Here is a 22,375-nt window from a genome sequence, read left to right as displayed (position 1 = left end):
TATAGAAGGTGTTTTAATTATGTATACTGTTGGTTATAGATTATTACGTACAACTGTTGGTAAAGACTGGGCAGATGAAATATCATCAAAATGTTTAATTCAAACTAGAAACAGATTAACAATACCTTATCAACGTCAAAAGTATAAAATTAATCGTTTTTATAGTTTTATTGGTGATGATGATATAGCTAATAAGCTTATTTTTGATCTTGGAGGGCAACGAATCAATACAACTAAATATTTAATGAACACTCATCGAAAAATCACAAAAAAAATTCTATATGTACTGCTGTCAAGTGGTTTGTCTAAAGATGAGATAATAACTGTTATTCGATCAGATACTGAATTTTTTGGTTATCAGAATAAATGAATATACTAAAAAAATTGTTTAATGCTTTTTTCTCATCTACAAATTATCCTACTGGTTATTTTATAAATAAATATAATATAGATAACAACATCAATAATGGTTTTAAAGTTGATGAAGCTAATTTATCAAAGGATTTTTCTAAAGCATATGAGCAAGTTATAACAAATAAAAATAAGTAATAAAAAAACAATTAGCATATGATGGTATTTATCTTACTCCTTATCAAAAGCAAAACTTGCCCAGATTCAAATCAATATATTAGTTATATTTATAAAAAAGGTACTCCCTCAGCCTTTACAGCGGCGAGGGTACAATACGCGCCAGATTCATAGTGTGCGAGGGATTTTGAAATTAAGGGGTTAAATACTATTAATAATGAAATCTAAAAAAGGGATCAATGTTAATAAACAAGAACTCGCTGATATTTTTGGTGTAGAAACTACGACTATTGATATTTGGGTTCGTAAAAACTGCCCTGTAATTTCGAAAGGCTCAAAAGGAGTGGCTTGGAAACTTAATACTGCTGATGTGTATCAATGGCGAAAAAATAGAGCTATAGAGCAACAATCTGATAATAAAACAACAGTAACAGATGATGCAAAAGAGTTAGAGATTAAGACCAAACAAGAAAAATATCGTTTAATTAAATATCAGGCAGATGAGCAAAAAACCAAAGCAGAACTTGCAGAAAAAAAAGTAATAAATGTTGAAGATGTAGAGAGTGTTATGAGTAATCTATTTACACTGATACGCAGTCGTTTGCTTAATGTTCCAGATCGAATCGAGACCGAGATTTTAAATGAGTCTAATATTAATATTTTAAATGAGAAAATAACTGCTGAAATAAAAGCTGCAATGTATGAGATCTGTGAGGGATCACTTGAGACGATCGCTAATATGACTGAGGGTGATAATGAAACTTGATAAATTTATAGAGTTTACACAACAATCACTAGATAGATATTTTAAACCAATTATAAAATTATCATTATCTGATTGGTCAGCTAAACATGTATTTTTGCCTAGTGGAACTTCAGCAATGGCTGGTAAATGGCAAACATTAAGTTATCAAGAAGGAATATTGAATGCGATTGAAGATAATAATATAAATAAAATTACGCTGATGTGGGGTGCGCAATTAGGCAAAACTGCACTTTTAAATAATGCGATTGGTTATTATATTGAGCATCAAGCAGAATCACAAATCATGATGCAACCGAGTGAATCTGATTTAAAAACTTGGCTAGAAACTAAATTTAATCCGATGCTGGATTATAGTACAAGTATCAGAGATACACTTGCCAAACCTCGAGGGCGTGAAGGTGTTAATAATCAAAAAATGAAATCTTATAACGGTGGTTTTTTGATGTTTGCTTGGTCAGGTTCACCTAATACAATGCGCGGCAGATCAGCTCCGAAAATCTATTGTGATGAAGTTGATGGCTATGAGCGTAGCCATGAGGGTCACCCTGTCAATTTACTTTGGCAACGTGCTGCCACTTTTGGTAAAAAAAGAAAGCTTATATTAACAAGTACGCCAACAATCAAGGGTAATTCTTTTATTGAGATGAGTTTTGATGCTGGTGATAGACGCAAATATCATGTGCCTTGCCCACATTGTCAACATTTCCAAGATTTAAAGTGGAGCAATATCCACTGGCAAAAAGACAAAGATAAGCATAAACCTGAGACAGCACAATATTTTTGTGAAAACTGTGGTGCTGCTATTACTGATAGCCAAAAACTTAAAATGTTAAAAAAAGGCAAATGGATTGCATCGATGCCATTTGATGGTCATGCGAGTTTTCATCTCAACGAGATCTACTCGCCATTTCGAAAATTTGAAGATATTGTCAGATCATTTTTAGAAAAAAAACAAACTAATGATTTAAAGAGTTTTGTCAATATTTCACTAGCTGAAACTTGGGAAGAAACAGGCGAGACGACTGATCCAAACATACTTTTATCACGTGTTGAAAAATGGCAGTTATTAGCTGAAAATTGTTTTTTTATTACAGCGGGTATTGATGTGCAGTTAGATCGCATCGAGCTCCAAGCAGTTGGTTTTGGTGTTGGTGATGAATCTTGGATTTTAGATTATAAGATTTTTTATGGTGATACGGATCAAGACGAGGTGTGGCAACAGCTAAGCGAGTATCTTGATAACAAAAAATTTAAGCATAAAAATGGTCGTAGCCTAAATATAGAATCTGCTTGCTTAGATACAGGTGGCACAAACAATATGACATCAAAAGCATATGAGTATGTAAGATCTCGTCCAATTGGCAAGCCCTTTGCTATCAAAGGTCGTGGTGGGTCTGGAGTGCCTTTTTATACTAAACCCACTTTGAAATTAGAAAAAGCAAAACGCAAATTATATTTATTTATTTTGGGAGTTGATGAAGCTAAAAGTGTGATTTATAACAGATTAAATCGAGATGAGCAAGCTGGATCGGGGATTATCCACTTCAAAAAAGGCTTATGTGATGATATATATTTTGGACAGCTAACAGCAGAGAAAAGAATCGTCAAGTATGTCAAAGGATTTCCTAAATATGAATGGCATAATGTCGCACCTGATAAAAGAAATGAAGCTTTAGATACTTATATTTATGCTTTAGCAGCTTTGAGAATTCGCAATGTTGATTTAGATATGATTTATCAAAAATACATTAAGAAAAAAGAGGTACAAAAAAAATGAGAAAATTAATAATAATAATATTATCTTGTATAGTTCTTTGTGGTTGTGATAGTTTGAAAAGTGTGATACCAAATATTGGCGATAAACAAAATCACTCAAGTACATCAACTAATAATGGCAATGGGGCAGGACGAGATTTAAAGGCAAAAATAGCTTTAAATAATGGTGATGATAAATCATCGAGTTTTTATGATTCAAATGTTAAACAAGCAAATACAGATACTAATAATACTATCGAATCAGGACAAGGCAAGACGCAAGCCGTGTTGGGAAATTTATCAGATAATTCTCAAAATACAACACAAACTAACTCTACCACTAAGCATAATTCTAATAATTCTATAGTGAATAATTTTGGGATTGAGTATTTGATAGTAATTATTGTTGGTTTGGTCATATCTTGTTTAGCTGTGGGAGTTATATTTGGGCGTTTGATACCAACAAAGCAGCAACAACAAACTTATAATATTTTGATTAAAAAGATATTAGATTTGTAATAATGTGTGAAGTTTGTTTTTGATTTCTTGTAATTGTTCTGATGATAATTTTCCTTTAAATTTTGCTTTTCTAGCAACCCAATCTAAGCTCTTAATTTGATCTGCTAATACAGCACTTTTATTATCAATAGCTACTTCAAATGGGTAGCCTTTTATTTTTGTTGTCATTGGGCAACAGATACATAGATTAGTTAATTTGTTGTATTGTTTTGGGCTTAAAATGATTGCAGGGCGATGACCTTTATGTTCATTACCTGTACTAGGGTCACAATTAATCCAAATTATATCACCAATATCTGGAATATATTTAGCTACCATATCTCATCCCCTTGAGAACTCCCAAACTCAACTTCATTGTGTAAGTTTTTATCATTAATTTGAGCAAGTAGTTGCTCTAATTCTTCACTGATAGGTTTAATTACTATACTGCCATTTTCGATGTGAATATCAAGTTTTTGACTTTCTTTAATTTTAAGACTATTTAAAATAGTTTGTGGTATTCTTATACCTAAAGAATTACCCCATTTTTTGATTGAAATTTCCATATTAGTCTCCTTAAGTTATAAATTTAAGTATATACATTGTTTATACATATTGCAAACTTATTTAAAATATAAAACTTGCCCAGATACAAATCAACAAAATCTATAAAATTTAATTAAGATTAGTATTTTTTTGTGTATTGATGATAGGTATATCAAATAATAATGGACGTTTAATTACAGATCTCGATCATGTTAAGCAATCAATTACAGATATTTTGACAACCCCTATTGGCTCAAGAGTAAAGCTACGTGATTATGGCAGTGATATCTATAAGTATCGTGATAATCCTATTAATACAACTACTATAGCTAATATATATAAAGCAGTTGCTGAAGCTATTGATAAATGGGAGCCTCGCGTTTCTTTAGTTGGCGGTAAATTGACAGTCAAAGCTGATCAAAACGGTAAGCTAGTCATCAATGTTGAGTTTAAATATAAAGGTGAAACTGTGAGTTTAGGAGAGACGACTATATGAGCTTTGATTTATCAAAATTGCCATTGCCAAATTCAATATCAAAAATCAGTTATGAAGATAATTTGATGAAATTAATCAAAAAATTCAAAGGGCTAGAGCCTAGTTGGGATGCATACCTTGAAAGTGATCCTGTAATTAAAATATTCGAGGCGTGTGCGTATGCTTTGACAATTAAAGATCAACAGCGAAACGATCAGATTAAAGCGATCTTGATTGCAACAGCAGAAGAGACTGATCTTGATAATCTAGGGGCATTATTAGCAGAAGAGCGCCAAGCTGACGAAGGTGACGATAGATATAGAACTAGAGTTATCAAAGCACCTAGTAAAGTCTCAAGTGCTGGAGCAGCTGGAGCATATGAGTCATTAGCTCTTGAAGCTGATAGTAGAGTTGTTGATGTGATTGCATTTGATGATGATAGTCAACCTGCAAAAGCATTTGTGGCGATCCAATCAAACGAGCAAGAAAATGGGGTTGCAACAGCTGAATTATTGTCGATAATCTCAGCTTATCTTAATCATCAAGATCGAAAACCTTTAGGTGTACAAGTAGTTGTCTCAAGTATCGAAGCTGTTAATTATAGTATAGATGCTGTAGTCAGATTAGAGAAAAATGTCGATAAACAAATGATCTTAGATACGATGCTTGATAATGTTAAAGCTCTTGTTGATAATAAAAAGCGTATAGCTGCTGAGATTGCAATTTCTGAGATATATGCGAGCTTGAATATTGAAGGTGTTGCAGTTGTTGAAGAGCTAAATATACCAGCTACAAATATAAAAACATCTAATATTCAAGTGCCATTTTGCACAAATATTGATATCAGCGAGGTGGATGATGACTAGTTTATTACCACCAAATGCCACTAATTTAGAAAAAAATATTGTTGCAAGTTTTACAAGTATACTAGATGAGAAAGAGCTTCTAATTAAGCAAATATATGATGTTAATGAATGCCCAGCAGAATTTCTAGTATATTTAGCTTGGTTTTTTAATGTTGATTTTTCAATTTATAATGAGTTGAATGAGTCAGCAAAAAGACAATATATCCAAAAATCAATTGAAATTCATCGTAAAAAAGGCACTTTAGGAGCGCTAAAACAAGCACTAGAATTAAATAATTATCTAATTAGTGTTACGGAATGGTATGAAAATAGTAAGACTGCGCATACGGCTCGTATCAATATTACTGCGACAGATGATAACTTTGATTTAGAGTTTCTCAAACAAATCGTCGCAAAAAATAAAAATGTGCAAACGATTATTAATTATTTAGTTTCGATAGGATCTAAATCTAATACTTATGTGGGTATGGCATGTCGAATCAGACTTAAGTATAAAATCAAATCTAATGTTGCAGCATTTATTCAAGAATTGAAAGATTTAATTATAGAGGTACAAAATGTCTAGTCAATTAAGCTTAACAATCACAGCGATGAATAAGCTCACAGAAGCTCAACAAACTGGGCAAAATGTAGCAATTAGAGAGTTTGCTGTCACAGATTCACCAGTTTCTGATCAAGAAACTTATGGTAATGAGATATATCGAAATCTAATAACTGATATCACAGCAGATGAAGAAAACGATAATACTATCAAGATTTTAGCAACAATTCCACCTCTTGAAAATATTACAGGAATAATTTCAAAGGCTTATTTATATGACGATGATGGTGATGTTTTTGCATATGGATTGATTCCAAGCATTGAATTAGTAAATGATACATCTTTAGAGATTGAATTAGAGTTTTTTCTAACTTTTTCTAATACTAGTTATGTTGAATTAGCAGCACCTATTGAATCATTTGTCGATACTCAGACATTTGAAGATCATAATCATAATGATCTTTATTACCAAAAAATTGAAGTAAATAATCTCTTGAATCAAAAATCAGATCAAGATCATAATCATGATGATATTTATTATCTAAAGACTCAAATTGATACTCAAATTGCTGCGCTTAGCTCAAGATTAGATCAAGTTATGAGTTCACTTGAGCCGATTGGGCATATTGGTATGTTTTATTCGACAGTTGCACCAAATAACTATCTTAAGTTAAATGGCTCGTGGTGGTCAAAAGAAACATATCAAGATTTGTGGCAAGCACTACAAAATCAACCCAGCCTCGAAGAATCTGACGATACTTTATACTTTAGATTATTAGATATGCGGGGTGTATTTCCACGCTTTATTGATGATGGTAGAGGTCTCGATAATGATAGATCCGTAGGTAGTTATCAAGCTGATATGCTCAAGCAGCATTATCATGGGTATTCTCGAGCAGTAGGTTGGATCAATGGTCCAGCAGCTTCAAACATTAAATACCCGGGTGGAGCTTCTATGGGAGACGGAAGTAAAAACACAAGTTTTACAGGTGGAGTTGAGACACGACCTAAAAACATTGCATTATTAGCGTGTATTAAATATCGATTATTTTAAGGAAAATTATGAGTAATATATCAACAGAAGATTTGACAGTATTTTTAGATACTGCAAATGAATATCTCAAAACACTACAAGCAAAAGTAGATGAAGTTAAAGAGCTGATTGATGCTCAAATAACAACTTTAGATGATAAAAAAACTACTATTTTTGCAGAATTAGAAACGTATATTAGTACTACAACTGAAAGCTTTGAACAATTACAAGTGCAGTTCAATACTACATATGAGAAATTTTTAGTTGAAGCAGATGAGCAGTTACAAGATTTTGAGAGTATAGCTAAGAAGATAACTACTAGAGAGTATGTGAGCAATGGTGTAACAAATAAACCAAAATGGTATTATGATATATTTTCAATCAATATATCAAGTAATTTAAACTCAAAAAATACTCAAGATTATAAATTTTTGTATATTGCTTTACCGATATATATAAACGATGAAAATCCACATCTTTTTAGATTTGACATTACAGGCTATTGCTTCACAGATGCTGAAGCTATAGATATCAATATTGTAGGTGCAAAATATAAAAATAAACTTCTAAATCAAGCATCTACTGGGACAAATTCAGCATATGTATTTATTAATGAAAATAAGCAAGTTATTGTGCGTTTAGAAGCAACAAATTGGTATAACTCAAGTTTAAGTTTTAATTATTTTACTGATAAAAATTATAGTGATGAGTTTATCTCATCTTTAAGATCAGCTACTTTAGTAAATTTAGGGGATGAGAATGATTATTGATAGTTTAAAATTAAAAAATGGTGAGATATATCGCAATATTTTCATTGCTAATTCTTCTGAATTAGAGAGTTTTGGTTATTCAGCAGTAGAAGCTGCTGAAATATGGCTGACTCAAGCAAAAGTCGATGCAATTAAAGAAATAAAAATCAACTCAAAAATCGTGCGTGATCTTGTTACTGGTGGGGTTGATTATATTCGAATGTGTGGCTGGATAATCAAAGAGACACGCGCAAGACGACTAATCAATAGTACTGCAACAGCAGCAGATATAAAGCAACTAGAGTTAGAAGTTGAAAGTCGTAATAAAGGTGAAACTATCGAAGAATTAGCAACACGTCAAATTTTCATCTCAGATGAATTAGCTCTTTCAAATGCTTTTTTGGATGGTTATGAGAGTTTTTATATTAATAGTATTGAGATTGCAACTAAAAGATCAGAGATTGATAATCTCTTAGCCCAATACAAGATCGATGTGAATAATAAACTACAAGAAACAAAACAATATAGCGAGCTATAAGATAATGATTAGAATACATTTCACATATAGTCAAAATATAATCTCAAAATTGGCGCGCCTTATAAGTATGAGCAAATTTAGTCACGTTGAGATAGAAATTAATGGCATTTGCTATAGTGCGAAACCTTTTAAAGGTGTATATAAGCAAACATTGAGACAGTTAAAAACTCAAGATATAACGATTGAGAGTTTTCATCTTAAACAAACACCAACAGCTGCCCAATTATACGATCTTATTAATTTTTTAGATGCTCAAGTTGGCAAAAAATATGACTATAAAGCTGTAATTGCTTGTGGTCTTTTTAGGAGAAATTGGGCTGATGATACAAATAAATGGTTTTGTTCAGAGCTAGTAGCTCGATCGTTAGAGCTTGCTGGTTTAGATTTAACAAATAAATATTATATGCCAAACAAACTTATTCCTGAAAGTTTGATTTTATCATTAGCTTTAGTCAGAGCTTAATAATTTAAAACTTGCCCAGATCCAAATCAAAAAAAGAACTATCATAAAAGTATAAATAATTCCTTTAAAGAGTTGGCTAATGAGTTTTGATAATGAACTTGCATATCAAAAGGAACGTCTGAGTCTAGTTAGAGAGCAGCTTAAAAAACTTCTAAGTACAAATGTTGCTTCATATAGTCAATCAGGCAATAGCGCAAACTATCGCACTATAGCTGAACTACGCGAAGAAGAAAATCTAATTATTAGAAATATTAGAAAAATTGAAGCAAGAATATCGGGTCAATCTATGCTGTTTAATGGTTTTGTAAGGGTTTTATAATGTTGAGTTTATTTGGAAAAAAACGTAAATATCATAAAAAAACCCTAACAGGATCTACCAGATCTGCACATTATGAGAGTGCTGCCAGTAAGCTAATTTTTAAAAATAGTATATCTGGTAACAATATTGACGATATTATCGAGAGTCAATATAACGCACTACAATCACGAGCAAGACATGCATATTGTAATAATGATTATGTTAAAGGTTTTATTAATCAAGCTTGTATCAATGTGATTGGTAACAAAGGTATAAAAATTCAAGCAAAACTAGTAGATGAGAAGTTAAATAAAAAGATCGAAACTAATTATCGTCGTTGGTCAAAAAGATCTAATTGTGATGTGACAGCAAGCATGTCTTTTGTTGATATTCAGCTTTTAGAGCTTAAGTCTCTATTACGTGATGGCGAGTTTTTCATCATCAAAAATGTTATTGATGGTAGGTTGCAATTACAATTGATAGAGCCGTCAAAAATAGATATTCAATACAAAGCAAAATTAAATAATCAAAGAGAAATTATTAATGGTGTTGAAGTTGATAGTTTTGGTAAAAAAATTGCTTACTATTTTTTTAATGATGACTACTCACGTACAAGAATCCCAGCTAAAAAAGTTATTCATGGTTTTATTCAAGATTTTGTTGGTCAAAAACGGGGCATCTCAGCTGTTGCGACTGCATTGATTAGATTGGGCTTGCTTGGACAATTTGAAACAGCAGCAATAGATAATGCTCGTCAAGCTGCACAGATTTTAGGCTTTGCAAGTAAACCTCAAAGCGATTATGAGCCGATCAATTCAAGCTTTGAAGATGATACCGAATCTCAAATTAAAGAAATAAATATTGGTGAGGGGGCAGCCCTTGCAATAGCAGACGATGGTTATGATATTAAGAAAATAGATTCACAATTTCCCAGTTCGGAATATGGAAATTTCAAAGATGCAATTTTGCGAGCTGTGAGCTTGTCTCTTGGTTATGGTATTAATTTTATTAATTTAGGTAATAACCTAGAAAAAGTCAATTATTCATCTGCAAGACAAGGGATGCTAGCAGAACGTGATTCGTGGAAATTGTTACAAAATTTAATGATTGAAACATTGATTGAACCAGTTTTTGAGGCATGGCTTGAGGTTGAAATTTTATCAGGTCGTTTAGGTTTTATAGCTGATAATCAATATTTAGAAATCTTAGATAAGATTCGTTATCAGCCACGCAGCTGGGCTTGGATTGATCCTTTAAAAGATGCTAAGGGAATTAGTGAGAATTTAAGAAATAAAACCTTAAGTACTAGTGAGGCGATTTTAGAAACTGGGCGAGATCCAGATGATGTATTTGAACAAATCGCTAAAGATAAACAAAAAATGCAAGATTTAGATATTTATGAGGAGTTTTTAGATGACAGTAGCAATGAATATAGCGAAGAGCAAGAACAGAAAACTAACTAAAAGTTTGAATTTAACTATAGCGAATTTTGATAAAGAAAATCGTAGCTTAGAACTTAGTTTCTCAAGTATTACACCAATTAAACGTTGGGCTGATACTTATGAGGTGCTAGTACATGAAGATAGTGCGATCGATTTCTCACGATTAAATAATAGTGCTGCACTTTTATATAATCATAATCACAATAAGCAAATCGGCGTAGTTGAATCTGCATGGCTAGATGCAGATAAATGCAGAGCTAAAGTCAAGTTTTCTAAAAATGCAGAAGCAGCTGAGATTTTTCAAGATATCAATGATGGCATTATCAAGAATGTCTCGGTTGGATATCAAGTGTTAGATGAAGAGTATAACGAAAAATCAAAAACAGTAATTGTAAAAAGTTGGCAGCCATATGAGATATCAATAGTCACAGTGCCAGCAGATGTTACTGTTGGTATTGGTAGAAGTCAAAATAAAGTCGAAAATTTCAATCATGATAAAGGAGAGAATACAATGAGCGAAAAAAATAACACAATCGATAATCAACAAGCTGATCTTGTACAAGCTGAGAGATCTCGAATCGCAGCGATTCAGGGTATTGCTGATGAACATAATTTCAGAGAAATAAGCTCTGAGCATATAACAAAAGGTACAAGTGCAAATGCTTTTAGAACAATAGTTCTTGATTCTCTAGCAGCTAGAAATAAGCAAAAATTGACAGTTTTAGAAAGCTCAAATCCGCAAATAAATACGGCAAGATCTGGTCATTCAAGAGTAGAAAATAATCATACTAATGAGGGTTTCGTCGGTGCGATTAGAAGATTGCAAGAGTCTCCTAGTGGAGCATCTTTGAAGCTTTCTCAAGATACGCTAGAAAGAAGCATAATAACAGCAGATAATGGTGCAATAATCCCTACAACCCTAAAATCTGATAGCTTTATCAAGATGTTACATAACAAATCTATTGTGATAAACCTTGTCAAAAAACTTTATGGTCTACAAGGTAATTTTGATATTCCAAAACAAACAGCTTCATCTGATGTGTTTTGGGTTGGTGAGAAAGAAAAATATAGTGAAGGTAAATATAAAACAGATAAAAACTCGATGACAGGTAAAAAATGTGCTGTACAGTTGTCAATCTCAGAAGAATTATTGATTAATAGTACTCCGTCAGTTGAGCTTGCGATCAAAGAAGATATCGCTACAAAAATGGCACTAGCGATTGATAAAGCGGTGCTGTATGGAACTGGTGATAAGCAACCGCTTGGATTATTAAGTACCTCAGGTGTACAAAATCTTAACTTAACAGCTGCGCCAACACTAGCAAATTATGTAAAACTTGAGACGCTAATTTCCCAGCAGAATGCTGATGTAGCAAATATGAGATACCTCCTTAATCCAGCTCTTCGAGGTTTAGCAAAAACTACTGCTAAAAATATGAATGCTACAAGTGATTCAATGATTTGGGAGGTTGGAAATACTATTAATGGCTATGGTGTGGGTGTATCTAATCAAGTCTTAGCAAATCAGATAATTTTTGGAGATTTTAATCAGATTATTTTAGGTTTTTGGGATGGTTTGAGCTTGACTGTAGACCCTTATACAGAAAGTAATGAGGGCAGTATAAGAATAACTGCAAGACAAATTGTTGATGTTGCAATATTAAGACCAGAATCTTTTGCAGTTGCAAAAATTACTGAGTTGGAGAGTTAGATTATGAAAGTTAAACTAAAAAGATCGATAATTGTCGCAAAAAGAGACGGCAAAGTAGGTGATATAGTTTTATTAAGCGATAGTGAAGCTATGTTTTTGATATCGCGAGATCTCGTTGAAAAATATCAGGGCAAAGATAAAGCTATAAATGAAGAGGTTGAGAAAAATTCTAAAAAATGATAGATACTAGTGCTGCTATAGCTTGTGCTTTTGATGATTGGTCAGAAAAAGCATTGATTTTATTATCAAATAAAAAGTGTGATGTTATTTATGATGATTGCACAAAGCTATTGCAGTTGGGATTATCTCGATTTAAAAATACAGCTGGGTTTTTATTGATTAAAAAAACTGATATAGAACTTTTTAAATTAAAAGATAGAGTGAAACTTATCGAGTCAGACAAGATCGTGATTATTGAAAGTCTTGTCAAAGAAGGTACTGGCATAGTCAAAGCTGAGCTTAGCTACTTTAATGATGATGAGGTGTTTAATGATTTCAATTTCGAGTAATAAAAGTAACGATATTGCAAAAGCAATCACAGACTTAAATCTAGCTAATAATGATATTCGTAAGGTGTTTTATACTACACTTAATCGCAGTGCATTACGTGCAAAAAATAGGCTTGCTCGTGATATTGCAGTAGAGCTTAAACTACCACTAAAAGTAATTAGAAAAAGACTATTTATGTACAAAAAAGCAACATCTACAACACGAGATTTTAAAATTTGGGTTGGGTTGAATGATATTCCTTTTAGTATTTTAGGGACATTAAAAAAAAGTGGTAAAGATATTTTAGTCAAAGGTATGCGTGCAGAGAATGCTTATGTTATTGGTAATAGAGTTGTTTTGCGAGATTCTGGTGAACAAGCCACTTTGAAAATTGATAATAATGTCACCAAAATTATAACTCAACGTTTACCATATTATTTCGATGATGAATTTCACAAAAATTTTGAACAATTATTGAGGTATAAATTCAAAAAATGAATACAAGTAAACTCACAGCACTAGTTTATAATAATCTAAAAGCTAAATTTAGTGAATTAAATTGGTGTATATATCCAAGTGATGAAAAATTAAATAAATTTCATGTGCCAATTGCGAATCTTGAGCTTATATCACTAGAGCATCTTGAAAGTGCATGGGATTTAAATAATATCGATGTGATGTTTAACATACGTTTGATCTATGCTGATAAAGCAAAAGATAAGCTTAACATCCGTGATAAAGCATTAGAAATTGGCTGCTTTCTACAAGATAATACTTTTGAGAATAAGCAAATTGAAAAGCTAAGTATTCTATCAAGCCAACCTGATAACTTTAGCCCTGTTGTTGATGGTTATATTTGTTGGCAGATAGATTTTATTATCAAGATTTTTATCGGTGAATCAAGTTACCCAGAAAACGATATTTCACCAGATTTTGAGCTGGAGATTAATGAAAATGCAGATTGAGGAGTTTTTAGAAGATCTTGAAAGGCGAGTAGCTAATATTCTCAAAATTGGCACAGTAATAGAGATCAAAGAGCAAAAAGTAAAAGTTAAATGTGGCGATATAACTACTAAATTTTTACCGTTAATAACGCCGCGAGCTGCAGATTGCATTGTATATTTCAGTCCTCAGATTGATGAGCAAGTACTGATATTATCCCCATGCGGAGAGTTAAATAATGGTATAGTCTTGCCTGCGATTTATACAAAATATCAGCAGCGTGAAAGCGAACAAAAACATACAATTGAGTATGCTGATGGTACTATATTTAGCTATGATTATGAGAATAAATTATTAGATATAAAAGCTGTAGGTGATATATCTATCACAGCTGAGAATTTAAAACTTGAGCAAAATAAAAATATCTTTTTAAAAGCGCAAAATATCGAAATACAAACTGACGAAGATTTAAAAATCGCTACAAAAAATATAAAAATCTCAGCTAATGATAATATTGAGATTAACGCAGAAAAAGTGAAGATAAATGCTGATTTAGAAGTTGCAGGCTCAATCAATGCGACAGAAGATATTAAATCGAGTAATATCTCATTACAAAATCATACGCATATTGATGCAAAAAGTAGAACAACTAGTAGTTCTAAATAGTTTCAATTATTAGTTATTTTTTTTATAAAAATCGCGTAAAAATTTGAGTTTTTGGATGTTTGTATCTTTTGCTATAGCGCTGAATATTTCTATATATGATGCATCTTTTTCGGGGTTTAATTTAATTTGAATATGTTTAACTTTTTTGTTCCATTCAGAAGAAGTTTTAATTCAACTCTCTTTACAATTTTTTTAGGAATTAGTTTATCAAATAAAACTTGCCCAGATTCAAAATAAAAAAAGCTTTAAAATTTAATTATAAATAAAAATTAGCTGTGATGATGAGCGAAATTAAAACTTCATTATTAGAAAGAGAAGTTAAAGATGTCAAAAGTGATATTAAAGATGTTAAAAGTAGCGTCGAAGATATTGTAAAAGATACTACAAAGCTTAATAAAATCGTTTTTCAGAGCATTGGATCTGCGAAGACTTTAGCTATTTCAGGTTCAATATTTGCTTTTTTGATAATGGCACTAATTGCAATTTTTTCGATATATGTAGAGCAGCAAAGCAATAGCCCTTCACCAAGAATCATGCAGAAAGATATTAGCAGTCTGTATGACATTACCGATTCAAATTCGAAAAGTTTAGCAAGTATCGAAAGTAAGATTAATATTTTATTTGATAAAGAGATTAATAAAAAAGGAGATAAAAATGTCAGATAGTTTTTTTCATGGTGTTGAGATTATTGAAGATAATTCAGGCTCACGCTTAATCAAGACAGTACGCTCAAGCGTAATTGGGCTAGTGGGTACAGCACCAGAAGCCGATGCGGAAGTCTTTCCGCTTAATAAGCCTGTACTTTTAGTAGGTCAAGAATTAGCAAAGATCGCTAAATTAGGTAATACTGGTACTCTAGCTGATGCAATTACAGGCATATTTGCATCGGGTGTGGGTGCGATGGTGGTAGTTATCAGAGTTGAAGAGAATGCAGATAGTGCATTGCAGTTAGCTAATATTATCGGTAGAGTTGATGAGCAGACAGCACAACGTACAGGATTACAAGCTTTATTAGATGCTCAGTCACAATTACAACTAACTCCTAAACTACTTATAGCCCCGACATTTACTAACGAAATTGGTGTAATTAATGCGATGATCCCAATTGCTGAGAGATTAAAAGCAATCATTATCGCAGAAGCACCAAGCACGACAGAAGAAGCTGCAATAACATATGCAAATAACTTCGACTCAGCACGTATTTATTTAGTTGATCCACGTGTAATTATAACAAAAGAAGGTGTAGAAACAGTAGTTGCAAATTCAGCATATATTGCAGGTCATATCGTGCGTATAGATAATGATTATGGTTGGCATTATTCGCCTTCGAATCATGTTATTTATGGGATTAATAATACAGAGCGTGCTATTGATTATGATGGTAGCTCTAGTTGTCGTGCTAATTATCTCAATGAAAATAAAGTCGCAACAATCATTAATGATCAGGGGTTTAGACTTTGGGGAAACTATAGTTTATCTGCAGATCCAAAGTGGCAGTTTCTATCAGTTAGAAGAACTGCTGATATGATTAATGAATCGATCAAATTAGCACATAAATGGGCAGTTGATCGAGGCATTACAAAAACTCTTGTGGAAGATGTCGTTATGTCTGTTAATAGCTATATTAGAAGTCTTATTCGACAAGAAAAAATCCTAGGTGGTAGGTGTTGGGCTGATGCTGATAATAACACTGCAAGCGAAATTGCATCAGGCAAATTAACACTTAATTTTGATTTTACCGCGGTATATCCAGCCCAACATATCCAGATAAAATCAAAGCTTACTAATGATTATATTGAAGAAATTTTTAATTAAGGAGTTATGTGATGTTCAATGGTTTATTACTTAATTTTAGTGTGTATGTTGATGGTGCGAATTATCTTGGCAAAGCGATCAAAGCGACCTTACCGAAAATCACGCCAAAAATGCTCGAACATTTTGGTGCGGGGATGGCTGCTCCTGTAGATCTTGATACTGGAAAAGTTGAGAAAATGGAGTCAACTATTGAGATCGAGGGCATACAAAAAGCTCTATATAAAGTTATCGGAAATTCTGACACACCACTGATTATCAGAGGTAAAATCAGGAATGATAATGGTGATGATGAGGCTGTAGTAGCTGAGCTTAGAGGTTATATAGCTGAGCTTGATAATGGTGATCTTGCACCAGAAGAAAAAGGCAAAAGTAATCTTAAAATGTCTGTTAATTATTATCGTCTTAATATTGCTGGCGATGATGTACTTGAGATAGATGCACTGAATGGTGTCAGAAAAATTAACGATATTAATCAACTAGCAGTTGTTAGTTAGGAGAAAGTATGCTCAAAGATATTTGCTTAAGAGATGAAGTAGAGCTAATCAACGCTAAAAAGACAAAAACTATAAAAATGCGTGAGCCGACGCGCGCAGATTATAAATTTGTGCAAAATTTTGATGATGATATTGAAAAAGAAGATCAAATGTTAATACGACTAACTAATATCTCACAAGAATCATTAGATAATCTTGCAATATGTGATAGTAATAAATTAACTGAAGCTTTAGAAGCTATGGGAGCTACTAATTATGACCCAAAGAACTAGATCGTGCTTTTTTTATGATTGCGACGCAAACTGGTTGGCAGTACTCAGAGCTAGAGAGATTAACAATCTCCCAAATTAAGTTTTTTTATAAAGAAGCGATCTCTTTATTGGAGTTAAAAAATGATGCAAAATAAGAAGCTTAATTTCACTATTGGCGGTGCTGTTAACAATAGTTTTAATGCTGCTATTGGTAGTAGTATTCGAAAGCTTGATTGGCTAGCTAATAAAGAAAATCAACTTAAAACAAAGCAAACTTTAGTATCAAAATTTCATGCTGATAAAGCAGCAATGTCTAAATTGACAGATAAACTAAGACAACAAAAAGCTAATCTAAGTAGTTTAGATACTCAATATAAAGCTTCAGGTGGCTCAAGTGAAGCTCTAAGAGCTAGAATTGATAAGCTCAAAAAAGAAGTCTCAAACACTAATCATAAATTTAATGAGCAACGCCAAAAAACAGGACAAACAAGAAGAGAGCTAAAAAAGGCAGGTGTTGATACTGCTAATCTTACAGGTGAAGAAAAACGCCTCAAAAATGCTTTAGAAAAAACACAAAAATCTATGCAACGTAGAGCGAAAGGTTTTCAAGCTGTTGGTTCAAGTGTACGTTTTTTAAGTCGTGGTTTATTAGCAACTACAGCTGCCGCAGCTGGTGCAAGTGCAGCTGCTTATAAGCTCTCAAATAGTTTTGCAAATCATGGTGATAATGTTGCAAAAACTGCGGATAAGCTCGGTATAGGTACTCGAGAGTTACAACGTTTACGTTATGCAGCTGAAATTGCGGGCATGAGTACTCAAGAGTTTGATAAGTCATTATCACAGATGCAAAAAAATACTATCGATGCGGCGATGGGATTAGCAGAACCTAAAAAAGCGATGGATATGCTTGGGCTATCTGCGATGGAATTAAAAGAGCTAAAACCAGAAGAGTCGATGGCTTTGATCGCTGATAAGATTCAGCATGTAGAAAATAAACAAGAGCGTTTACGTATTGCGACTTTGTTATTTGGGCGAAGCGGTGTGGGCATGGTTAATATGTTGAAAAACGGTTCAAAAGAGATGGAGATATTAGGTGATAAAGGTGAAAGGATTGGTTATGTCTTAAGTGAGAAATCATTAAGAGGAGCAGAGCAAAATGTCGATGCTTTTTTAAATATGAGTACAAGTATTAAAAGTGTTTCATTTGCTATAGGAAATGCATTGTTGCCAACTTTTACGCAGACTTTTGATAATATCACAAGCTGGATTTCCAAAAACCAAGATAAAGTCAGAGAATGGGCAGCAACTGCAAAAACAGTATTTAGTGCTGTATCAAGTTTTCTTTTAGTTACAGGCAAAGTAGTTGGTGTTTTTTTTAGTTCTTTATGGAGTTTTGGTGAAAAATTAGGTGGTTGGTTATATGATGTTCAAGAGTTTTTTAGCTCTTTTTCAGCATCTGTTGTTTCCTTATGGGATACAGCAACACAAGCGATCACTAATAATTCTTTTATAAAAGGTCTGGGATTAGTTAAAAATAGCGTGGTTAATATTTTTGGAAGTATAAAAGCGACATTAGTTCAGAGCATAGATTTTTTAAAAAATAAATTTGAATGGTTATCTAATTCTATTGGTTGGATTTCTGATAAAGCTCAAAGTATAAAAAAATGGTGGAATGGCGAAGACGATAACAAAGAAATAAACCTTAACAAAACATCAACTTTTGCAGGTATGGATGCTGTTGCAACTAAGCTAAGAGAAAATCGTAATAATCAAACAAGCAATAAAAACAACAATGTAAGCTTACATAACACGATTACAATTCAAGGAAATGCTGATAAGAAACATGTTGAAGAGGCGATAAAAGCTGCAACAATGCCTTTATATGGGCGTTTTGGTCATGGTATATATTAAGGAGATTATATGAATGTTGTTGGATTAATTTTAGGCTCTATGCCCTTGGGTGTAAATACAGTTACATACAATAAGATCACAAAATCATATTCAAACAACTGGGCAAAATTAGACAGAATTAATAATGCACCAATACTGCAAAACACAGGCTCACAAGCTGAGTCAATGAGCATTTCAGGCTTGAGCTTACCTACTGTAAGTAATGTCTCAGGTGCTACAGAAAAAGCAGCTTTAATCACAATGCGTGAATTATCAGAAAGTGCTACACCTAATTTTTTATTTGATATTGATGGAGTTATATATGGCAAGTGGGTTATCGATGGCATCTCACAAGATGAGATGAACGCAGATGAGACAACATACTCACTTAATTTGCAGCGTTATCCAGATAGTTCACTATTAGAAGAATCAAAAGCGTATGTAAAAGGTATAGTATGATTGAATATCTAACAAAACAGGGCGATATGCTCGATGCGATTTGTTTTAAGTATTATAAAAGTACTGACTTTACTGAGTTAGTGCTTGAGTATAATCGTGATTTAGCTGCTTATGGCACTATTTTTCCAGCTGGATTAATAATCAAACTTCCAGAAATCGAAAAACCGAGTAAACAACGCAAGGTTGTTTTATGGTGATAGATTTTCAAATATTAGCCAATGGTAAAGATATCACAGATAAAATCAAATCTCTTGGTAGTTTCAGTATAAGTATAACTGATACTATAGGCGATAATGCTGATGGTTTCTCGATTAGATTAGCAGATGCAAATGATGAACTAGAATTTCCGCAAAATAGTACAAAATTACAGGTTTTTTTAGGTTATGATGATGATTTGAGAGATTTTGGCTATTTTTTCATTGCTGATACGAAATATAGTCTAAATAAAGGTCAAGGCTCGTTCATCGATATAGTCGCAAGTAGCGTACCATTTACAGAATCTTTGACATATAAATCAATGCAAACAGCTCAAGAGAGATCTTTTGACGATATAACTCTTGGCGAAATAGTACAACAAATAGCACAAGAGCATAATCTAGAAACTGAAATTAACCCAGAATTAGCCCAAATAACAATCGAACATATTGATCAACAAAACGAAAGTAGCATCGCATTTTTATATAGAATTGTAAGATTATATAATGGCATCCTAAAGCCAACCCATAGCAAAATCCTAGTGCTAAAAGATGAGAAAGGCGCAAATACGAAAGGTACTAAACTTGAAACTATCGAGCTTGATATAGAAGATATTAGCAGTGTCTCATACAGTTGCAAGAAAACCGCAAAATTTAGATCAGTACAAGCTAATTATCAAAATACAGATGATGCAACAATAAAAACTGTAACTATTGGAGAGGGTGAGCCAGTTAATAAACTATCATATCTCTATGATAATGAACAAATAGCTAAAGCAACCGCCCAAAAAGTCTATAATACGTCAGCGCTTGATAATGATACACTTAATATCTCAACATCTGGGAATCCAGATTTAATCTCAGGTTTACCTATAAAAATAATCGGTCTAAGAGACGATATACCGCAAAATTGGTACATCAAAACAGCTTCTCACGCAATTTCAAAAAGTGGCTATAGTACTTCTTTGCAGCTGACTTTGAAAGAGCTTGAGTGATTTTTTTTTATAATAAATCAATAGCTGACTTCTTAACATCTGGACTTAGATGAGCATATCTTTGAGTAGTTTTAACATCGGCATGACCAGCTAACTGAGCTACTGTATATATTGGAACGCCTTTCATAACTAGCATACTGCAAAAATTATGTCTAAGGTCGTGAAAACGAAAGTTTTCTATTTGAGCTTCTTTTAATAATTTATTCCAACTATACTTAACATCATTGTATTTTTTATTTGTTATATTGGATAAAAAAACTAACCCTTTATCTTTTATTACCATTTCACTTAATATTTTTTTGACTTCATTATGTATTGGTATACTTCTACTTTTACTTGTTTTAGTTTTACTGGCATTTAGAACAAATTGATTTGTTTCAAAATCAATATCTTGCCAGTCAAGAGAGAGTATTTCTCCTTTCCTCATGCCTGTATAATAAGCAATTTTTATAATGTTTTTTGCATTAGAACTTTGCAGCTTTTCTAATACTTTAAAAAAACTTTTAGTCTCTATTTTAGTAAAATATCTAACCTTACTTTCTAATACTTTAAGTTTTTTGACATTTTTTACACTATTTTCTTTAATATATCCATATTCATGAGCGCGGCTAAACATGCCTTTAATAGTAGATAAAATACGGTTATATCTGCCATTACTTATATTGTTATTAATTTGATATTTATTTAGGTATGATGTCACAAAAGTTTTATTGTTTACATATTCTAAGTTTAGGTTAATAATATCTTTAAATACTTTCCCTTTTATTAAGCTAAGGAAACCATTAATATCTTTATTATGCTTTTTATACCAATCTATATAGAAGTAATCCAAAAATTCTTTTATCGTAATTATTGCAGGAGAAGTACTATTGTTTTTTTCTTTTTGTACATCAATACCTTGAGAAATTAAACCATTCAGTCTTTGAGCTTCTTTTTTTGCTTGAGTGATGGTAATAGAACCATGTTTTCCAATGGTATATATATTAGCTTTTCTATTTATGTAGTATTTTAGTCTATAAGATATCGAACCAGTAGGAGATATTCTAAGTATTAATCCCTTAACACCTTTATCAAAATAATCAGTTGTTTTTTTTGGAGTTTCAATGTTATTTATAAATGTGTTAGTAAGTTTTTCTGTTGGCATAAGGTACTACTCAAGGTACTACAAAAAATATAAATTATATTAATAATATTATATGTAGATATATATTTAAACCACTAAAGCCATGTTATATCAAGGATATTATAAAGTATAATAGAATTTAATATATATTATTTTCCATATAAATAGCCTTCGGAGGGCGACGCTCTATCCAGTTAAGCTATGGGTGCTTAAATCACATATTAGTATAATATAGATTAAGTACAGAGTCTTTATCTACTTTGAGGTATTTATTAAATTTTGATAATAATATTTAATATAAGTATGAAATCAACAAAGAGCTAGATAGAAGAATAAATTATGCTAGAAAATATTTTTTCAAATTATTAGTTGAAGTTAGCGGATAGCTTTAATATAAAAACCTCAAAAATTTCTTGAAAAAAAAATTATAGTCTCAATATACAAACATGCAAGTACTTAAAGTCACTGGCTGATTTTAGATTGCAAAAAATTCACATTTAAAAAAATAATGAAGGAGTAAGATTGTTATGAATATTCGTCCATTACAAGATAGAGTATTGGTGCGCCGTAGTGCTGAAGAGACTAAATCAGCAGGTGGAATTATTTTGACTGGTAGTGCTCAGGAGAAGCCTAGTGAAGGTGAAGTTGTCGCTATTGGTAACGGTAGAAAGTTAGAAAATGGTTCAGTAGTAGCAATGGATGTAAAAACTGGTGATAAAGTTTTATTTGGTAAATTTGCTGGTTCTGAGGTAAAAGTAGGTGATGAAACACTTCTTATGATGAAGGAAGATGACATCATGGGAATTATCGGGTAGTAAATTTTTATATATTCAAGGGAGAAAAATAAC

The 22,375-nt window shown here is 32.3% G+C and carries 32 protein-coding genes; 29 read left to right on the top strand and 3 right to left on the bottom strand.

Annotated elements, in window-relative coordinates:
- Nucleotides 1-19 precede the first annotated feature (19 nt).
- The 5 genes from ACR0PV_RS08785 to ACR0PV_RS08765 all read left to right on the top strand — a co-directional run bounded on the left by ACR0PV_RS08785 (nt 20) and on the right by ACR0PV_RS08765 (nt 3,568).
- Nucleotides 20-370 carry a hypothetical protein gene (locus ACR0PV_RS08785; RefSeq protein WP_488172728.1) on the top strand — a complete coding sequence of 117 codons (351 nt, stop codon included), beginning with the start codon at nt 20-22 and terminating at the stop codon, nt 368-370.
- On the top strand, nt 367-549 hold the full coding sequence (locus ACR0PV_RS08780) for a hypothetical protein (RefSeq protein ID WP_488172727.1): 183 nt from the start codon (nt 367-369) through the stop codon (nt 547-549). Before ACR0PV_RS08785 ends, ACR0PV_RS08780 begins: the two co-directional genes overlap by 4 nt.
- Nucleotides 550-745: 196 nt before the next feature.
- Nucleotides 746-1,294: a DUF1441 family protein gene (locus ACR0PV_RS08775; RefSeq protein ID WP_488172726.1), complete on the top strand. Its 549-nt coding sequence runs from the start codon at nt 746-748 to the stop codon at nt 1,292-1,294.
- Nucleotides 1,284-3,071 (top strand): phage terminase large subunit family protein, encoded by a 1,788-nt coding sequence (locus tag ACR0PV_RS08770; protein WP_488172725.1) that lies wholly within the window; start codon nt 1,284-1,286, stop codon nt 3,069-3,071. Before ACR0PV_RS08775 ends, ACR0PV_RS08770 begins: the two co-directional genes overlap by 11 nt.
- A complete protein-coding gene (locus ACR0PV_RS08765; RefSeq protein ID WP_488172724.1) occupies nt 3,068-3,568 on the top strand; it encodes a hypothetical protein in 501 nt (166 codons plus the stop codon). The genes ACR0PV_RS08770 and ACR0PV_RS08765 overlap by 4 nt, the downstream gene beginning before the upstream one ends.
- On the opposite strand, the gene mazF is transcribed toward ACR0PV_RS08765, so the two are convergent.
- Nucleotides 3,557-3,886: an endoribonuclease MazF gene (gene mazF, locus ACR0PV_RS08760; RefSeq protein ID WP_488172723.1), complete on the bottom strand. Its 330-nt coding sequence runs from the start codon at nt 3,884-3,886 to the stop codon at nt 3,557-3,559. The two genes, ACR0PV_RS08765 and mazF, sit on opposite strands and share 12 nt — an antisense overlap.
- Nucleotides 3,880-4,113, bottom strand: a complete 234-nt coding sequence (locus ACR0PV_RS08755; protein ID WP_488172205.1) for an AbrB/MazE/SpoVT family DNA-binding domain-containing protein — start codon at nt 4,111-4,113, stop codon at nt 3,880-3,882. Before ACR0PV_RS08755 ends, mazF begins: the two co-directional genes overlap by 7 nt.
- Before the next feature lie 140 nt (nt 4,114-4,253).
- Between ACR0PV_RS08755 and ACR0PV_RS08750 the strand changes: the two genes are divergently transcribed.
- From ACR0PV_RS08750 to ACR0PV_RS08640, 23 genes are all read left to right on the top strand, one after another.
- Entirely contained in the window at nt 4,254-4,589 is a 336-nt protein-coding gene (locus ACR0PV_RS08750; protein ID WP_488172722.1) for a GPW/gp25 family protein, read from the top strand.
- The gene (locus tag ACR0PV_RS08745; RefSeq protein WP_488172721.1) at nt 4,586-5,434 is read left to right on the top strand and encodes a baseplate assembly protein; all 849 of its coding nucleotides are present in this window, start codon (nt 4,586-4,588) and stop codon (nt 5,432-5,434) included. Before ACR0PV_RS08750 ends, ACR0PV_RS08745 begins: the two co-directional genes overlap by 4 nt.
- Nucleotides 5,424-5,999: a phage tail protein I gene (locus ACR0PV_RS08740; RefSeq protein WP_488172208.1), complete on the top strand. Its 576-nt coding sequence runs from the start codon at nt 5,424-5,426 to the stop codon at nt 5,997-5,999. The genes ACR0PV_RS08745 and ACR0PV_RS08740 overlap by 11 nt, the downstream gene beginning before the upstream one ends.
- Entirely contained in the window at nt 5,992-7,029 is a 1,038-nt protein-coding gene (locus tag ACR0PV_RS08735; RefSeq protein WP_488172720.1) for a phage tail-collar fiber domain-containing protein, read from the top strand. Before ACR0PV_RS08740 ends, ACR0PV_RS08735 begins: the two co-directional genes overlap by 8 nt.
- Nucleotides 7,030-7,037: 8 nt before the next feature.
- Complete coding sequence (locus ACR0PV_RS08730; protein WP_488172719.1) at nt 7,038-7,778, top strand: hypothetical protein; 741 nt, start codon at nt 7,038-7,040, stop codon at nt 7,776-7,778.
- Nucleotides 7,768-8,295 carry a hypothetical protein gene (locus tag ACR0PV_RS08725; protein WP_488172718.1) on the top strand — a complete coding sequence of 176 codons (528 nt, stop codon included), beginning with the start codon at nt 7,768-7,770 and terminating at the stop codon, nt 8,293-8,295. The genes ACR0PV_RS08730 and ACR0PV_RS08725 overlap by 11 nt, the downstream gene beginning before the upstream one ends.
- 4 nt (nt 8,296-8,299) lie before the next feature.
- Entirely contained in the window at nt 8,300-8,758 is a 459-nt protein-coding gene (locus ACR0PV_RS08720) for a hypothetical protein (protein WP_488172717.1), read from the top strand.
- 79 nt (nt 8,759-8,837) lie between these two features.
- Complete coding sequence (locus ACR0PV_RS08715; protein WP_488172716.1) at nt 8,838-9,077, top strand: hypothetical protein; 240 nt, start codon at nt 8,838-8,840, stop codon at nt 9,075-9,077.
- The gene (locus ACR0PV_RS08710) at nt 9,077-10,519 is read left to right on the top strand and encodes a phage portal protein (RefSeq protein ID WP_488172715.1); all 1,443 of its coding nucleotides are present in this window, start codon (nt 9,077-9,079) and stop codon (nt 10,517-10,519) included. The genes ACR0PV_RS08715 and ACR0PV_RS08710 overlap by 1 nt, the downstream gene beginning before the upstream one ends.
- Complete coding sequence (locus ACR0PV_RS08705; protein WP_488172714.1) at nt 10,470-12,209, top strand: phage major capsid protein; 1,740 nt, start codon at nt 10,470-10,472, stop codon at nt 12,207-12,209. The genes ACR0PV_RS08710 and ACR0PV_RS08705 overlap by 50 nt, the downstream gene beginning before the upstream one ends.
- Before the next feature lie 3 nt (nt 12,210-12,212).
- Complete coding sequence (locus ACR0PV_RS08700) at nt 12,213-12,389, top strand: hypothetical protein (RefSeq protein WP_488172713.1); 177 nt, start codon at nt 12,213-12,215, stop codon at nt 12,387-12,389.
- Nucleotides 12,386-12,718, top strand: coding sequence for a hypothetical protein (locus tag ACR0PV_RS08695; RefSeq protein ID WP_488172712.1), 333 nt, complete (start codon nt 12,386-12,388; stop codon nt 12,716-12,718). Before ACR0PV_RS08700 ends, ACR0PV_RS08695 begins: the two co-directional genes overlap by 4 nt.
- Entirely contained in the window at nt 12,699-13,196 is a 498-nt protein-coding gene (locus ACR0PV_RS08690; protein WP_488172711.1) for a hypothetical protein, read from the top strand. Before ACR0PV_RS08695 ends, ACR0PV_RS08690 begins: the two co-directional genes overlap by 20 nt.
- Nucleotides 13,193-13,663: a hypothetical protein gene (locus ACR0PV_RS08685; protein WP_488172710.1), complete on the top strand. Its 471-nt coding sequence runs from the start codon at nt 13,193-13,195 to the stop codon at nt 13,661-13,663. The genes ACR0PV_RS08690 and ACR0PV_RS08685 overlap by 4 nt, the downstream gene beginning before the upstream one ends.
- Nucleotides 13,647-14,306 (top strand): phage baseplate assembly protein V, encoded by a 660-nt coding sequence (locus ACR0PV_RS08680; RefSeq protein ID WP_488172709.1) that lies wholly within the window; start codon nt 13,647-13,649, stop codon nt 14,304-14,306. The genes ACR0PV_RS08685 and ACR0PV_RS08680 overlap by 17 nt, the downstream gene beginning before the upstream one ends.
- Nucleotides 14,307-14,584: 278 nt before the next feature.
- Nucleotides 14,585-14,971 carry a hypothetical protein gene (locus ACR0PV_RS08675; protein ID WP_488172708.1) on the top strand — a complete coding sequence of 129 codons (387 nt, stop codon included), beginning with the start codon at nt 14,585-14,587 and terminating at the stop codon, nt 14,969-14,971.
- Nucleotides 14,961-16,121, top strand: coding sequence for a phage tail sheath C-terminal domain-containing protein (locus ACR0PV_RS08670; RefSeq protein WP_488172707.1), 1,161 nt, complete (start codon nt 14,961-14,963; stop codon nt 16,119-16,121). The genes ACR0PV_RS08675 and ACR0PV_RS08670 overlap by 11 nt, the downstream gene beginning before the upstream one ends.
- 11 nt (nt 16,122-16,132) lie before the next feature.
- Entirely contained in the window at nt 16,133-16,615 is a 483-nt protein-coding gene (locus ACR0PV_RS08665; protein ID WP_488172706.1) for a phage major tail tube protein, read from the top strand.
- 8 nt (nt 16,616-16,623) lie between these two features.
- Nucleotides 16,624-16,887 (top strand): phage tail assembly protein, encoded by a 264-nt coding sequence (locus ACR0PV_RS08660; RefSeq protein WP_488172705.1) that lies wholly within the window; start codon nt 16,624-16,626, stop codon nt 16,885-16,887.
- 120 nt (nt 16,888-17,007) lie between these two features.
- Complete coding sequence (locus ACR0PV_RS08655; RefSeq protein ID WP_488172704.1) at nt 17,008-18,777, top strand: phage tail tape measure protein; 1,770 nt, start codon at nt 17,008-17,010, stop codon at nt 18,775-18,777.
- Between the two features lie 9 nt (nt 18,778-18,786).
- The gene (locus tag ACR0PV_RS08650; protein WP_488172168.1) at nt 18,787-19,215 is read left to right on the top strand and encodes a phage tail protein; all 429 of its coding nucleotides are present in this window, start codon (nt 18,787-18,789) and stop codon (nt 19,213-19,215) included.
- The gene (locus tag ACR0PV_RS08645; RefSeq protein WP_488172703.1) at nt 19,212-19,412 is read left to right on the top strand and encodes a tail protein X; all 201 of its coding nucleotides are present in this window, start codon (nt 19,212-19,214) and stop codon (nt 19,410-19,412) included. The genes ACR0PV_RS08650 and ACR0PV_RS08645 overlap by 4 nt, the downstream gene beginning before the upstream one ends.
- On the top strand, nt 19,406-20,404 hold the full coding sequence (locus ACR0PV_RS08640; RefSeq protein WP_488172702.1) for a phage late control D family protein: 999 nt from the start codon (nt 19,406-19,408) through the stop codon (nt 20,402-20,404). Before ACR0PV_RS08645 ends, ACR0PV_RS08640 begins: the two co-directional genes overlap by 7 nt.
- A gap of 7 nt (nt 20,405-20,411) precedes the next feature.
- On the opposite strand, the gene ACR0PV_RS08635 is transcribed toward ACR0PV_RS08640, so the two are convergent.
- Nucleotides 20,412-21,548, bottom strand: a complete 1,137-nt coding sequence (locus ACR0PV_RS08635) for a site-specific integrase (protein ID WP_488172701.1) — start codon at nt 21,546-21,548, stop codon at nt 20,412-20,414.
- A gap of 506 nt (nt 21,549-22,054) precedes the next feature.
- Between ACR0PV_RS08635 and ACR0PV_RS08630 the strand changes: the two genes are divergently transcribed.
- Nucleotides 22,055-22,342, top strand: coding sequence for a co-chaperone GroES (locus ACR0PV_RS08630; RefSeq protein WP_488172700.1), 288 nt, complete (start codon nt 22,055-22,057; stop codon nt 22,340-22,342).
- The last annotated feature ends 33 nt before the right edge of the window (nt 22,343-22,375 follow it).

It is taken from the genome of Francisella sp. AG1, assembly GCF_057683165.1.
The sequence above is the reverse complement of the archived record's forward strand: the minus strand, read 5'-3'. Positions and strand labels throughout refer to the sequence as shown.

Coding starts and splice junctions, on each gene's coding strand:
- ACR0PV_RS08770 (WP_488172725.1), top strand. CDS start 1,284: ATGAAACTTGATAAATTTATAGAGTTTACACAACAATCACTAGATAGA.
- ACR0PV_RS08680 (WP_488172709.1), top strand. CDS start 13,647: ATGAAAATGCAGATTGAGGAGTTTTTAGAAGATCTTGAAAGGCGAGTA.
- ACR0PV_RS08745 (WP_488172721.1), top strand. CDS start 4,586: ATGAGCTTTGATTTATCAAAATTGCCATTGCCAAATTCAATATCAAAA.
- ACR0PV_RS08710 (WP_488172715.1), top strand. CDS start 9,077: ATGTTGAGTTTATTTGGAAAAAAACGTAAATATCATAAAAAAACCCTA.
- ACR0PV_RS08705 (WP_488172714.1), top strand. CDS start 10,470: ATGACAGTAGCAATGAATATAGCGAAGAGCAAGAACAGAAAACTAACT.
- ACR0PV_RS08730 (WP_488172719.1), top strand. CDS start 7,038: ATGAGTAATATATCAACAGAAGATTTGACAGTATTTTTAGATACTGCA.
- ACR0PV_RS08695 (WP_488172712.1), top strand. CDS start 12,386: ATGATAGATACTAGTGCTGCTATAGCTTGTGCTTTTGATGATTGGTCA.
- ACR0PV_RS08645 (WP_488172703.1), top strand. CDS start 19,212: ATGATTGAATATCTAACAAAACAGGGCGATATGCTCGATGCGATTTGT.
- ACR0PV_RS08690 (WP_488172711.1), top strand. CDS start 12,699: ATGATTTCAATTTCGAGTAATAAAAGTAACGATATTGCAAAAGCAATC.
- ACR0PV_RS08780 (WP_488172727.1), top strand. CDS start 367: ATGAATATACTAAAAAAATTGTTTAATGCTTTTTTCTCATCTACAAAT.
- ACR0PV_RS08765 (WP_488172724.1), top strand. CDS start 3,068: ATGAGAAAATTAATAATAATAATATTATCTTGTATAGTTCTTTGTGGT.
- ACR0PV_RS08715 (WP_488172716.1), top strand. CDS start 8,838: ATGAGTTTTGATAATGAACTTGCATATCAAAAGGAACGTCTGAGTCTA.
- ACR0PV_RS08635 (WP_488172701.1), bottom strand. CDS start 21,548: ATGCCAACAGAAAAACTTACTAACACATTTATAAATAACATTGAAACT.
- ACR0PV_RS08725 (WP_488172718.1), top strand. CDS start 7,768: ATGATTATTGATAGTTTAAAATTAAAAAATGGTGAGATATATCGCAAT.
- ACR0PV_RS08660 (WP_488172705.1), top strand. CDS start 16,624: ATGCTCAAAGATATTTGCTTAAGAGATGAAGTAGAGCTAATCAACGCT.
- ACR0PV_RS08665 (WP_488172706.1), top strand. CDS start 16,133: ATGTTCAATGGTTTATTACTTAATTTTAGTGTGTATGTTGATGGTGCG.
- ACR0PV_RS08750 (WP_488172722.1), top strand. CDS start 4,254: ATGATAGGTATATCAAATAATAATGGACGTTTAATTACAGATCTCGAT.
- ACR0PV_RS08655 (WP_488172704.1), top strand. CDS start 17,008: ATGATGCAAAATAAGAAGCTTAATTTCACTATTGGCGGTGCTGTTAAC.
- ACR0PV_RS08650 (WP_488172168.1), top strand. CDS start 18,787: ATGAATGTTGTTGGATTAATTTTAGGCTCTATGCCCTTGGGTGTAAAT.
- ACR0PV_RS08685 (WP_488172710.1), top strand. CDS start 13,193: ATGAATACAAGTAAACTCACAGCACTAGTTTATAATAATCTAAAAGCT.
- ACR0PV_RS08740 (WP_488172208.1), top strand. CDS start 5,424: ATGATGACTAGTTTATTACCACCAAATGCCACTAATTTAGAAAAAAAT.
- ACR0PV_RS08735 (WP_488172720.1), top strand. CDS start 5,992: ATGTCTAGTCAATTAAGCTTAACAATCACAGCGATGAATAAGCTCACA.
- ACR0PV_RS08700 (WP_488172713.1), top strand. CDS start 12,213: ATGAAAGTTAAACTAAAAAGATCGATAATTGTCGCAAAAAGAGACGGC.
- ACR0PV_RS08720 (WP_488172717.1), top strand. CDS start 8,300: ATGATTAGAATACATTTCACATATAGTCAAAATATAATCTCAAAATTG.
- ACR0PV_RS08785 (WP_488172728.1), top strand. CDS start 20: ATGTATACTGTTGGTTATAGATTATTACGTACAACTGTTGGTAAAGAC.
- ACR0PV_RS08755 (WP_488172205.1), bottom strand. CDS start 4,113: ATGGAAATTTCAATCAAAAAATGGGGTAATTCTTTAGGTATAAGAATA.
- ACR0PV_RS08670 (WP_488172707.1), top strand. CDS start 14,961: ATGTCAGATAGTTTTTTTCATGGTGTTGAGATTATTGAAGATAATTCA.
- ACR0PV_RS08675 (WP_488172708.1), top strand. CDS start 14,585: ATGATGAGCGAAATTAAAACTTCATTATTAGAAAGAGAAGTTAAAGAT.
- mazF (WP_488172723.1), bottom strand. CDS start 3,886: ATGGTAGCTAAATATATTCCAGATATTGGTGATATAATTTGGATTAAT.
- ACR0PV_RS08640 (WP_488172702.1), top strand. CDS start 19,406: ATGGTGATAGATTTTCAAATATTAGCCAATGGTAAAGATATCACAGAT.
- ACR0PV_RS08630 (WP_488172700.1), top strand. CDS start 22,055: ATGAATATTCGTCCATTACAAGATAGAGTATTGGTGCGCCGTAGTGCT.
- ACR0PV_RS08775 (WP_488172726.1), top strand. CDS start 746: ATGAAATCTAAAAAAGGGATCAATGTTAATAAACAAGAACTCGCTGAT.